The organism is Aeromonas sp. 130281, assembly GCF_056642115.1.
This window is the reverse complement of record NZ_JBWVQS010000006.1, coordinates 146070-158414: the sequence shown is the minus strand read 5'-3', so window position 1 is coordinate 158414 and position 12345 is coordinate 146070. Positions and strand designations below refer to the sequence as shown.

At 62.1% G+C, this 12345-nt stretch carries 12 protein-coding genes and 1 riboswitch; all 12 genes read right to left on the bottom strand.

Going from position 1 to position 12345, the window contains the following annotated elements:
• Positions 1-92 precede the first annotated feature (92 nt).
• Positions 93-262: riboswitch (M-box (ykoK) riboswitch) on the bottom strand.
• Between the two features lie 179 nt (positions 263-441).
• The gene (gene flgL / locus AC1IN8_RS16295) at positions 442-1650 is read right to left on the bottom strand and encodes a flagellar hook-associated protein FlgL (protein WP_479759670.1); all 1209 of its coding nucleotides are present in this window, start codon (positions 1648-1650) and stop codon (positions 442-444) included.
• Positions 1651-1653: 3 nt separating this feature from the next.
• Positions 1654-3642: a FlgK family flagellar hook-associated protein gene (locus AC1IN8_RS16290; protein ID WP_479759669.1), complete on the bottom strand. Its 1989-nt coding sequence runs from the start codon at positions 3640-3642 to the stop codon at positions 1654-1656.
• Between the two features lie 3 nt (positions 3643-3645).
• A complete protein-coding gene (flgJ, locus tag AC1IN8_RS16285) occupies positions 3646-4758 on the bottom strand; it encodes a flagellar assembly peptidoglycan hydrolase FlgJ (protein WP_479759667.1) in 1113 nt (370 codons plus the stop codon).
• Positions 4759-4873: 115 nt separating this feature from the next.
• Complete coding sequence (locus tag AC1IN8_RS16280) at positions 4874-5971, bottom strand: flagellar basal body P-ring protein FlgI (RefSeq protein WP_111910118.1); 1098 nt, start codon at positions 5969-5971, stop codon at positions 4874-4876.
• Positions 5972-6032: 61 nt separating this feature from the next.
• The gene (gene flgH / locus AC1IN8_RS16275) at positions 6033-6704 is read right to left on the bottom strand and encodes a flagellar basal body L-ring protein FlgH (protein WP_139434917.1); all 672 of its coding nucleotides are present in this window, start codon (positions 6702-6704) and stop codon (positions 6033-6035) included.
• 16 nt (positions 6705-6720) lie between these two features.
• Positions 6721-7509, bottom strand: a complete 789-nt coding sequence (gene flgG / locus AC1IN8_RS16270; protein ID WP_010675290.1) for a flagellar basal-body rod protein FlgG — start codon at positions 7507-7509, stop codon at positions 6721-6723.
• 14 nt (positions 7510-7523) lie between these two features.
• Positions 7524-8270: a flagellar basal-body rod protein FlgF gene (flgF, locus tag AC1IN8_RS16265; RefSeq protein WP_247626572.1), complete on the bottom strand. Its 747-nt coding sequence runs from the start codon at positions 8268-8270 to the stop codon at positions 7524-7526.
• A 146-nt stretch (positions 8271-8416) separates the two neighbouring features.
• Positions 8417-9775: a flagellar hook protein FlgE gene (flgE, locus tag AC1IN8_RS16260; protein ID WP_139434869.1), complete on the bottom strand. Its 1359-nt coding sequence runs from the start codon at positions 9773-9775 to the stop codon at positions 8417-8419.
• A 10-nt stretch (positions 9776-9785) separates the two neighbouring features.
• The gene (locus AC1IN8_RS16255; RefSeq protein WP_265436679.1) at positions 9786-10523 is read right to left on the bottom strand and encodes a flagellar hook assembly protein FlgD; all 738 of its coding nucleotides are present in this window, start codon (positions 10521-10523) and stop codon (positions 9786-9788) included.
• A 105-nt stretch (positions 10524-10628) separates the two neighbouring features.
• Entirely contained in the window at positions 10629-11048 is a 420-nt protein-coding gene (flgC, locus tag AC1IN8_RS16250) for a flagellar basal body rod protein FlgC (RefSeq protein WP_005329775.1), read from the bottom strand.
• Complete coding sequence (gene flgB / locus AC1IN8_RS16245; RefSeq protein WP_005329774.1) at positions 11048-11446, bottom strand: flagellar basal body rod protein FlgB; 399 nt, start codon at positions 11444-11446, stop codon at positions 11048-11050. The genes flgC and flgB overlap by 1 nt, the downstream gene beginning before the upstream one ends.
• A gap of 62 nt (positions 11447-11508) precedes the next feature.
• Positions 11509-12333, bottom strand: a complete 825-nt coding sequence (locus AC1IN8_RS16240) for a CheR family methyltransferase (protein WP_005329773.1) — start codon at positions 12331-12333, stop codon at positions 11509-11511.
• Between the last annotated feature and the right edge of the window lie 12 nt (positions 12334-12345).

The window sequence follows — 12345 nt, the reverse complement described above, 5'->3', positions numbered from 1 at the left end:
CTGAAGGCAACCGGCTCGCACCGGTCGCTGTCGACAAGAAAACAGCAATTTGATTGACGAGTAACAGGCAGGAAATGACGCCGTCCGGCGTGTTTTCATCCCCACGTACCAGCTTTAGCACTGCATAACGTATCCGGCATGCCGGAAGCCACTTGGGTTGACACCTTAATCCGATGAAAACTGTCCTGATCTTGGGCGTCTCTGGACGTCGTGAGATCAGTGGCCTGTGTTTATGCAGGAGCCTCGCCTAACGAGATGCTGCGAAAAATGCGCGCCACCTGGGTGGTGCGGGCGGCATCATCTGTCCGGGGCCTCCCCGAGTCAAGGCCATTGGGCTCCTGGCAACGGGTTGTTACAAATTGGGCGGGAAGCGGGCCGCCCATGAAAAGAACGCTCCCCCGGGCCTGGGCCACGGGGGAGCGGGCGATCAACGGGTAGATATCAGCGGATATAGTCGAACAGGGTCAGCTTGCTTATCTTGCTGAAGGCGAGCTGGGAGGCGCTCATGGCCGCGTCCTCCTTGGAGAGCGCCGCAATCACCTCGTACATGTCCGCCTCGGAGACCTTGGCCCTCGCCTGCTGGTTCAGGGTGCTGAGCCCGTCGTTCGACCCCATCACCTGCTCCAGGCTGTTCATCCGGCCACCCAGCTCGCCGAGCCCCCTGTCTATCTTGGTCCTGGCGTTGTTCATGTGGGTGGTGGCATCCGCCACCGCCAGCTGGAAGCCGTCAGCCGAGAGGCTGGGGTCGCGCAGGGCGGTGAGGAAGTCGGACATGCCGTTGAGCACGCTGTCGTTCTTCGGCTTGTCCAGCACGAAGGTCTGATCCGCCCCCCCTGCCGGCAGGTCCAGGGTCAGCTCCAGCCCGTTGAAGGTGATCTTGTTGCCCGCGCTGTAACCCCCGTTTTGCACGACTGTGCCGCCGCTGTCCGTGATCTCATAAGTATCCGGCGGGCCCACCTGAGTGCTCACGGTGAACGAATTGCTGGCAAGAGACGAGTCGTAGTTGTTGCGATAGAAGCTCTCGAAGTTCCCCTGATCCCCCACCCCCACCTTGATGTTGGCGCTGGTGCCACTGGCGGTGCGCCGGGTCGCCACCATCTCGAACAGATCGAAACCGGAGTCATTGGCCGGGATCTGCACCGTGGAGGAGACCTGGATGCTGCGCTGCCCGGTGTCCCCCTGGAATACATAGTTGCCGCTCGCATCTTTCACGAAGGGCTGGGTCTTGCTCTGGTTGCCGCCGAAGATGAACTCCCCCTGGGAGTTCTTGCTGTTCATCAGATCGAACATCTGCTTCTGCAGCCCCTCCAGTTCGCTCGCGATGGCGTTGCGCTCCTCCGAGCCCATGGCCGAGCTGTTGGCCTTCTGGATCAGGGTCTGGGCGCTCAGCATGGCGTTGTTGAGGGAGGTGAGCACAGTCTCCTCGTGACCCAGGCTGTTCTCCAGCAGGCTGCCGTTGACGCCGTACTGCTTGAAGAGATCGATCTCCTTGGTCAGCGCCAGCTTCTGGCTCATGCCGGAGGGGTCCTCCCCCGCCCGGGAGAACTTGTCCCCCGAGATCAGCTGCTCATAGGCGGTATTCTGGCGCTCGCTCACCTTGCTCATGGAGGACAGGTTGCGGTCATAGATCATGTTGGTGGTGATGCGCATGACTTACCTCACGGAAGACAACAGGGTATCGAAGATGGTCTTGGCGGTATTGACTATCTGGGCCGAGGCGGCATAGGACTGCTGGAAGCGGATGAGGTTGGCCGCTTCCTCCTCCAGATTGACCCCGGAGACGCTCTCGAAGATGGCGGTGCTCTGGGTCAGCTTGGCCTCATTGGCCTGCAGCAGCGTCTTGGCCTGGCTGGCCTTGTTGCCCACCCCGGTCACCAGGGCGCTGTAGGCGTCGTTGAAGGTCATCTTGTCGTTGCTGGTGGCGGCGTTGTTGTTCTTGCGCACCAGCTCCTTGTTCTGCAGCTCCGCCAGCGCCAGCCCGTTGCCGTTGTCGGCAAAGCCGTCCTTGTTGTAGCTCAGGGTGAAGCTGTCGCTGGCCTCCACCTTGCCGGTGATGCTGAAGTCGTAGCCCGGGGTCAGGGCCGGTACTATGGGTGTGCCCAGCGGCAGCTCGAGGGCGGACATCAGGTTCTGCCCCTTGGTGGAGGCGGGGGCCACCCCGAGCAGGTTGTTGTTCTTGTCATAGACCTCGTAGTTGCCGCTGCCGTCGATCTTGATGACCTGGGGAGCGCTCGGGTCCAGGGTATTGGTGCCAAAGCCCGACCCCGTGCCTGTGTTGTAGACGCTGTTGACCTTGATCTCGCCCGAGCCCAGGTTCTGGGAATGCTTGTCCGCCTTGATGGGGGATGCCAGCGCAATGTCTTCCGGCCTGGTGGCGGCCTGCGCCATGCCTGCGGCGGCGTGCTTGGTGGGTTGCAGCACTATCTTGTCGCCCCCGACCGGGGTGCCGGACAGGTCGATCTCGATGCCGTGCCCGGCCACCTCGAACTTGGCGGGGGGCGTGGCGCCGGTCGCCACCGAAGTCCGCTGGCCTGAGCCGTCGATGGAGAAGACCTCATAATCGGTGCCGTTGTTGAACTGCACTTCGTAATCGAAGGTGGTCACTTCCGAGCCCTTGCCGGGCACGAAGTTGACGCTGGCCGCCCCGCTGCCCTGGTTGCCGGCATAGGGGAGCCCCTGGCTCCCCTTGAGGGAGAAGAGATCCCCTCCCAGCTCGTTGTCCAGATCCATGCCGAGGCGGTTCTGCTGGTTCATGGCATCGGCCATGGCGACTGCCAGCTGGCCCAGCTCCCGCTTGGCGGGCTCCAGATCGTTGCGCGCCGTGAAGAGGCCGCCGATGGCGCCCCCCAGATCCTTGTCATTGATGTTGGCCTGGTTGGCCCCCAGGGTGAGCTGCAGCCTCGCATCCCGGGAGTCCGGGCTGCCCGGCACCACCTTGAACTGGGCCACGCCGCCGTCCAGCACCAGGGAGTGCCCCGTGCTCATGTTGACCAGCATGCTGCCGTTGGGCTGGGTCACGGTGCGGATCTCCATCTTCTCGGAGAGCTGGCGGATCGCCTCGTCACGCTGATCGAACAGCATCAGGTTCTCTTCCGGCGAGCCCTGGGTGCGCACTATGGCCTGGTTCAGATCGTTGATGCTGTTGAGCAAGCTGTTCACCCTGTCCGTCTCGTCCCCTATGGTGGCGTTGATGGTGTCGCTCTGCTTGTCGAGCTGGGCGGAGAGGGTGTGGAAGCGATCCACCATGCCGCTGAGCTCGCTCAGGGTGGTCTTGCGCCCCCCCACTTCCGCCGGCGATTCGTTGGCGGTGTGGAAGGCCTTGAAGTAGGAGGTGATGGTGGTGCCCACGCTGTTGCTGGCATCCCCCAGCAGGCTGTCGAGCTGGAACAGCTGATCGTAGCGCGAGCCTGCGGCATGGTAGGCGGAGGTATCCCGGCGCACCTCAGCCTGGGCGTAGGCGTTGATGACCCGCTCGCTCACCATGTCGCCCGTGCCCAATCCGACGGAATTGGTGTATATCAGGGTGCGTTCACGTACATAGCCCTGGCTGTTGACGTTCACTATGTTGTTACTGGTGGTCTGCAGCAGTCGCTGCTGGGCCAATACACCCGAAGTCCCGATTCCAAGCAGATCGCTTGCCATAGCTTACAGCTCCATCTCTGTGTTCCTGGTCGCAGCGTTGCCGGGCATCGAGTAGCCGGCGATGGCATCACTGCGCAACACTTGTTTAAGTTTGCTGGCGTACTGGGGATCGGTGGCATAACCGGCCTGCTGCAGCGCCTCGAAATAGCGATCCGGGCTGTCCACCTTGGCCAGCGCCCCCTTGTAGCGACTCCCCGAGGTCAGGAAGTCCACATAGTCGTTGAAGCTCTCTTCAAACGACTCGTAGGAGCGGAACGCCGCCTTCTGGCGCGACGCCACCCCTTGCTCGTACTCCAGGGTGCTCACCACGGCCTTGGGTCCTTCCCAGCGGGGATCGGCCTTGATGCCGAACAGGTTGTGGCTCATCTGCCCCTCCCCGTCCTTGATCACCCGCTTGCCCCAGCCGCTCTCAAGGGCGGCCTGGGCCACCAGCACCGCCGGGCTCAGTCCCAGCTTGTCCGCCGCCTTCTTGGCCAGCGGCATCAGGCGCTCGACGAACTCCTCCGGACTGTCGAACACCTTGGCGCTCTCATCCAGGGCCGAGGCCCGCGGGCTGCTGCCCATGGGCGGCACGGTGCGATGGGGGCGTCTGGGCAGGTTCAACGGAGACTCGGCCCCATTCAGTCCACCCTTCATCTCGCTCTTCATTTCGTTATCAGCAAAATCTTTGCCAACTTTGGAAGCGGCGATCAGATCGTTGGAGGCGCTGGGGGCTTCATAGGGCTTGTAGACCCGCTCGGTGCGCTGGGGCAGCTTGAGCACCCGCCCGTCGTTATGGGTGAAGGTCTTCTCGGGGGAGAACTGCTTGGCCACCATCTCGGCGATGCCAAGGCCCCCCTTGCTCGACATGTCGGAGACCCGCTGCTCGTCCAGCATCCCCTCGTAGAACTGGGTGTAACTGCTGTTCATAGGGTTATCTTGGGTCAGCACCGAGTTGGCCTGGCGCATGCCCTTGAACAGGGTCTGGGTGAAGATGGACTCGAACTGGCGGGCTGCCGCCATCAGCGCCTCTTGCTTCCCTTCCTTGCTGTGGCTCATCTGGCGCAGCTTGTCCAGATTCTGAACGTCCTGCACCATGCCAAGATTGATACCACTCTGGGTGTCGAACTCTGCCATAACCTTCCTCTTTGCCGCCCGTGGCAACCTCTTGCCGCTCAAGAAATGACTGTTTTACCTGTTGGCTCTCCGGGCTGGCTGCTGCGCCAGCCCGGAGATTCGCCGAGACAGCCCGTTACAAGATGACCAGCTGCCCCTGAATGGCGCCCGCCTGCTGCAGGGCCTCCAGGATCGCCATCAGATCCCCCGGCGCTATCCCCACCTGATTCACCGCCCGCACCAGGTCATCCAGGGTCGCCCCGGTGTCGAGCTTGAACATACGCCCCGGATCCTGCTGCACGTTGATGGTGGAGTTGTTGGTGACCGCGGTCTCGCCCCCCGCCAGCGGATTGGGCTGGGAGACCTGCTGATTCTCGGCGATGGTGACCGTCAGGCCCCCATGGCTGATGGCGGCGGGCCTCAGCTTGACCTCGCTGCCGATGACGATGGTGCCGGTGCGCGAGTTGACGATGATCTTGGCGGACTCGGTGGCCGGATCCACTTCCAGGTTTTCGATGGTCGCAAGGTAGGCGACCCGCTGACTCGGATCCCGCGGCGCGAATACCTTGATGGAGGTGGCGTCCAGGGCCTGGGCCGTGTTGGGGCCCACCAGATCATTGACCACGTCTGCCACCCGGCGGGCCGTGGTGAAGTCGGGCCGGTTCAGGTTGAAGGTGATGGTGTCCCCCTGGGAGAAGGAGTTCGGCACTTCACGCTCCACGGTCGCCCCGTTGGCGATGCGCCCCACTGTGGGGGTATTGACCACCACCTTGGAGCCATCCGCCCCCTCGGCCCCGAGACCACCGACCACCAGGCTGCCCTGGGCCACCGCATAGACGCGGCCATCCAGCCCCTTGAGGAAGGTCTGGAGCAGGGTGCCGCCCCGCAGGCTCTTCGCCTCGCCGATGGCGGAGACGGTGACGTCTATGGTCTGGCCCGGCTTGGAGAAGGGGGGCAGATCGGCGTGGATGGCCACGGGCGCCACGTCCTTGATCTTGGGCTTGATGTTGTCCGGCACCTTGATGCCGAAGTTGTTGAGCATGGTCCTGAAGGTCTGCTCGGTGAAGGCGTTGTTCTTCTCGCCCGTCCCGGGCAGGCCCACCACCAGACCGTAGCCGATCAACTGGTTGCTGCGCACCCCTTCCACCGAGCTGAGATCCTTGATGCGGGAGGCGTGCGCCAGCCCGAGCGGCAAGATACAGCACAGCAGGCCAAGCAAACGGAGTCGGTTCATGACATCTCCTGACTAAACCATTCCGGCCCCGGGTCGTCACTGACGACCCGGGGCCCGAGTATTAAATGGGCCACCAGGGGCCGTTGAAGAAGCTGGTCAGCCACCCCTGTTCCTGGGTGTTGGCCAGATCGCCGGTGCCGCCGTAATGGATGCGCGCATTGGCGACCCGCTGGGACGAGACGCTGTTCTCCGAACTCACGTCCTCCGGGCGCACCAGGCCGGTGATGCGAATGTATTCGTTGCCGTTGTTGAGCATGATCCACTTCTCGCCGCGCACCAGCAGGTTGCCATTCGGCAATACCTTGACCACGCTGACCGAGATGTTGCCCTGCAGGCTGTTGCTCTGATCCGCCTTGGCCTGGCCCTTGAACGCACTGCTCTGGCCGATGGAGGCCGACAAGTCATAGGGGCTCGCCGTCACCGGCACCCCGCCCAGGGTCACGGGCTCCAGCTCCATCTTGTTGTCCTTGCCGCTCTGGGTATTGGCCTTCTTCGACGCCGAGGTCGACTCCGCCAGCTCTATGGTGATGATGTCACCCACTCGATGGGCCTTGATGTCCGAGTAGATGCCGTTGACCTGCTCGGGCTGGAAGATGGCCCCGGTCGGGCGCACCGACACCGGCTCCGACTCGCCATACACGGGGGCAAATTCGGGGTCGTCGGGTCTGGCGGTATTGGGGGTGCTGGTACAGCCTGCCAGTGTCAGCAGGCCCAGCATCCATAGGGCTTTCATCATGGCTCTCCTTTCATCAGGTCCGCTGGGTCAGGAAGGACATCATGGAGTCTACTGCCGAGATGACCTTGGAGTTCATCTCGTAGACCCGCTGGGCCTGGATCAGATTCACCAGCTCCTCGGTCACGTTGACGTTGGAGGTCTCCAGCATGCCCTGCTTGATCACCCCCAGTCCGTCCGCACCTGCCGTCCCCTGGATGGGGGCGCCGCTCGACTGGGTCTCGAGGAACAAGTTCTCCCCCATGGGTTGCAGGCCGGTCGGGTTGACGAAGTCGGTGGTGTTGATCTGGCCCACCACCTGGGACTGGCCATCCCCCTTGAGCTGAACGGAGACCTGACCATCCTCCCCCACGGTCACGCTCTGGGCGTTCTCGGGGATCTGGATCTCCGGCTGCAGCGGGTAGCCGTTGCCCGGGGTGACTATGGTGCCCTCGTCATTGAGGGTGAACTGGCCGTTGCGGGTGTAAGCCGCGCTGCCGTCCGGCAGCTGGATCTCGAAGTAGCCGCGGCCGCTTATCATCAAGTCTAGGGAGTTGTCCGTGGTCTGGACGTTGCCCTGGCTGTGGTTTTTCTGGGTGGCGACCACCTTGGCCCCCGCCCCCAGCATCAGGCCGGAGGGCAGCTCGGTATCCGCCGAGGAGCGGCCACCTGGCTGGTTGATGTTCTGATAGAGCAGATCCTCGAAGATGGCGCGGGCCTTCTTGTAGCCTACGGTGCTGGCGTTCGCCAGGTTGTTCGAGGTGACCGAAATGTTGGTCTGCTGGGCATCGAGGCCGGTCTTGCTGATCCAGAGTGCAGGATTCATTTAATACTCCTTGATTAGCTGATACGCAGCAGCTGGGTTTGGGCCTCGTCATTCTCCTCGGCGGTCTTCATGATCTTGACCTGAGTTTCGAACTGACGCTGCAAACGAATAAGGTTGGTCATCTCGTCGACCACATTGACGTTGCTCCCCTCGAGGGAGCCAGCCAGCAGGCCGACCTCGGCAGAGGCGGCTTCCTGCTGGCCATCCTTGCGGCGAAACAGGCCATCCTGCCCCTTCTCCACCGCATCGCTCGGGGGATTGACCAGCTTGATGCGCTGGAAATCCTCTGGCAGGTTGGCGGCGGCTCCCTCGGGACGGCCGCTGATGGTGCCATCCCGGTTGATCTCTATCTTCTCCATGGGCAGGGGCAGCACTATGGGCTGGCCTGCGTCATCCACCACGTTGAGCCCGGTGGAGGTCTGCAGATTGCCGGTGGCATTGAGCTGCAGGTTGCCCATGCGGGTATAGGCCTCTGCCCCATTGGGATCCTGCACCGCAATCCAGCCCGGGCCGTCGACGGCGACGTCAAGATCCCGCCCCGTGGTCTGCAGCAGACCGTGCTGCAGGTTCTGACCCGGCCGCTCCGTCATGGCAAACACCCGGGACGGCAGCCCTTCGCCAAACGCCTGCATGCTGCGCGCCTGCTCGAAGTCAGACTTGAAGCCGATGGTGTTGGCGTTGGCCAGGTTGTTGCCACGCACAGCCAAGCTGTTCATGTTCTCCTTGGCCCCGGACATGGCGATATAAAGCAGGTGATCCATGGGATCCTCCGTCAAACAGATGACTCTCGCAGGACAACTGCAAATTGAGTGCCAAGAGATATGGGAAGGGTGAAACAGCGGAGGAAAAAGCGACACATCGGAAACGACAAGGGGCGCATGAGCGCCCCTTGTCACCGCGATAATCCTTAGCGGATCTGCAGTATGTTCTGCTGCAGTGAGCTGTTCACTTCCAGGGAGCGGGAGTTCGCCTGGAAGTTGCGCTGGGCGGTGATGAGGTCCACCAGCTCTGTGGTCAAGTCCACGTTGGACTGCTCCAGGGCCGACGACTTGATGGAGCCGAAGGTGCCGGAGTTCGGAGTGCCCGGCAGGGCATCGCCGGAGAGCAGGGACTGGCGCCAGGAGGTGTCCCCCACCTGGGTCAGACCCTGGGAGTTGGCGAACTTGGCCATGGCCACCATGGCCACCTTGACGGTGGTGGCGTTGCTGTAGGTCGCCGAGACTATGCCGTCCGCCCCGATCTCGACCTTGGTCAACCGGCCGACGGTAGAGCCATCCTGGGTCAATTTGTTGACCTCGAACGGCGAGGCGTACTGGGTCACTGTGCCGAGCTTGAGCTCGATCTCCTGGGTGCCATCGGCGCCATTGGTGATGATACCGGCGCCCGGGGTGCCCAGCGGCTCGGTCTTGATGATGGCCGGCGTGGTGGGGGTCTGCATCTTGCCGGAGGCATCGAAGGTGACGCGGGCGCTCAGGGGGGCCTGGCTGACGCCGGTCGCCATGGTGGTGGCAGTGCCGCCCACGACGTCGATGGGCTTGTCCCCTTCATACATGTACATGCGCCAGGCCGTCGGGCTCGCAGGCTGGGTCAGGTTCGCGGGATCCGCCTCCTTGACGAAGTACTGGGTGATGGTGTGCGGCTCCCCCAGGGAGTCGTAGACCACGACGGAAGTAGAGGAGGAGTAGGTGCTCGAATCCTTGGGATCGAACTTGGAGGCATCGGCGGCGCCATTGCCCGCCGCCAGCGGCGAGGCGGTGGACGGCAGGTTGAAGCTGGCCTCTATCTTGGAGGTCTGGACCGGCTCGCCGGCCCTGTCCGGGATCTGGATGGGCTTGGTGGCGTTGATGCTCACCGCCTTGGGGGTGCCGTCGGCGTTGATCTCGTACCCCTGCAGGTAACCGCCGGAGTTGCTGACCATGTAGCTGCTTTCGTTGAGCTTGAAGGCGCCTGAGCGGGTGTAGCTGCGATCCAGGTTGGTCAGGCCATCGGAAGTCACGAAGAAGCCGTTGCCCTGGATGGCGAGATCCAGCGCGTTGTTGGTGAATTGCAGCGCCCCCTGGTGGAACTGCTGCGCCACCGCCCCCGTCGCCACCCCGTTGCCGACCTGGGTCTTGGCGTTGACGAAGATGGAGTTGGCGTAGACGTCGGCGAACTCGGCGCGAGACTCCTTGAAGCCGGTGGTGTTGACGTTGGCAATGTTGTTCGCGGTGACGTTCAGGTCTTTTTGAGCCGCATTGATGCCGCTGAGGGCATTGTTGAATGACATGTCTTTCTCCTTAGATCACTGCGTTAGAGGTCGAGGTCGGCGTCGTGGTCGACTTGCCGTTCGTCCCGCCAATTTCCAATACATCGGTCAGATAGATGCCACCCAGTCCCTTGAGCTTGAGGGTGCTGGGGTTGGTGCTGGTACCCAGCGTGACGCTCTCCACCTTGGCATAGGTGAGGGCCGGCACGCTCTCGGACTTGCCATTGACGGTGGCGTGCGCCTCTATCGAATACTTCCCGCTCTTGGCGGCATTGCCCGACTTGTCCTTGCCATCCCACTCGAAGGCCACGTTCCCCTTCTGATCCCCTTCGATGGAGAACTCCTTGATCACCTGACCGCTTTCGTCCTTCACCGTCACCTTGACGTTGCTGCCACCGTCCCCGGTGGCGATGACGCCGGAGAGGGTGCTCCCCTTCTCCAGATAACCGGTGTTGGAGGGAATGAGCACGTTCTGGCCCACCAGGGCCGAGGCCTGCAGCGCCTGGCTGGAAGTCATCAGGCTGTTGAGGCTCTCCATCTGGGTGGAGAGGCTGCTGATCCCCTGGGACGTCGACATCGAGGTCATCTGGGAGAGCATCTGGGCGTTGTCCACCGGCTTGAACGGATCCTGGTAGGAGAGCTGCATGGTCAGCAGCTTCAGGAAGGACTCCTGATCCAGCTCCTTCTTCTGGGTCGTGGTGTTGGTGGTATTGGTCTGGGCGGACGACGTCCGGTTGACCCCCAGCAGGCTGTCATAGGTATCTGCCACTTAGGATTCCCCCTCTGTCCGGGTTTGCCGGGCGCCGTACGGGTCGAACCCATGGTCGCGGCCATGCAGGCCGTCACTGATCACTGTCATCCGGGTTCACCTCTATCAGGACTTGCCGAGGCCGAGCGTCTGCTGCAGCATCTTCTTCGCCGCATCCGCCACCTGGACGTTGGTCTGGTAACTGCGCGACGCCGCTATCATGTCCGCCATCTCCTCCACCATGTTGACGTTGGGCTTGAAGATGAAGCCATCCTTGTCCGCCATGGGGTGGTTGGGGTTGTACTCCTTGAGCAGCGGCGCATCGCTCTCGACTATGCCCTTCACATCCACCCCCACCGAGGCCTGCTTGTCCGACATGGCCTGATCCAGCTGGGCGGCAAAGACTGGCCGCCTGGCATGGTAAGTTTTTTCCACGCTGGAGCTGACGCTGTCGGCGTTGGCCATGTTGCTGGCCACCGTATTGAGGCGGACGGACTGCGCGCTCATGGCAGAGCCTGCAATGTCAAAGACCTTGAACAAACTCATTACTGATCTCCTTTCAACGCCTTGAGCAGGCCGCTTATCTTGCCATTCATGAATTCGAGGGAGGCCTGGTACTCGAGGCTGTTGCGCAGGAACTCGCTGCGCTCCTGCTGCACATCCACCGTATTGCCGTCACCTGTATCCGGTTGCAGGGGGTTGCGATACTGGGTCGACCCGGGGGCATCCATCTGCAAGGCGAAATGCTTCTCGCTGGTGGTGGACAGCCCGAACCCTTGCTGGCTCTGGGCATCCTGCAACGCCTGGGAGAAGTTGATGTCACGGGCCTTGAAGCCCGGCGTATCCGCGTTGGCGATGTTGCTCGATAGCACCTCCGCACGCTTGGCGCGAACGCTCAGCGTGTACTGGTGAACACCGAATGCCTTGTCGAATGAAATTGCCATAGCGCACCTCCTGCTTCACGAATGTTTAGCAAGAGGTGTGCCAAAGAGGGACGAGGGGAGAGTTATTTGACCTTGTAGACGATGCCGGGGTTGCAGCGGATCATCTCGAACTTGTCGGTGAGGCCCGCCAGGGACTCCGAGGCCCCCAGCATCAGATAGCCGCCAGGATTGAGGCTGCTGGCAAACTGGTTGAGGATCTTGGACTTCACCTCTGGCGCAAAGTAGATGAGCACGTTGCGACAGAAGATGATGTCAAACTTGCCGAGCAGGCTGTAGCTCTCCAGCAGGTTCAGGGGCCGGAAGCTGGTCAATTTTCTGACACGCTCCGATACCCGCATCTTGTTGTCGCCGCAGGGCTCAAAGAACAGCCGCTTGCGCTCGGGTGACAGGCCGCGAGCCAGTGCCAAGCTGTCATAGACCCCCTCCTTGCACTGGTTGAGCATGGTGCTGGAGATGTCGGTCCCCACTATCTGCACCCCGCCCGGCAAGGTGCCGGGGCGTTTGACCTGCTGCTCCAGCGCCGTCATGGCGATGGAGTAAGGCTCCTGCCCGGAGGAGGAGGCAGCAGACCAGATCTTGATGGGACGACCACTCTTGCCGAGCTCCGGGAAGATCTTGTCACTCAGCAGCTGGAACGGGTAGGTATCGCGAAACCACAGGGTTTCATTGGTGGTCATGGCATCGACCACGGCCATCTTGAGCTCCCGCTCGCGCACGTTCATCGCCCGGGTCACCAGTTCAGACAGACTCTCGATACCAAACTGAGTCATCAAGGGCGACAGACGGCTCTTGACCAGATACTGTTTGTTGTCACCCAGCACTATGCCGCTCTGCTGCGCCAGAAAATTGCTGAATTGCCTGTATAAGTCGTCCGAAAGTGTCTTCATGCAGTTGTTCTT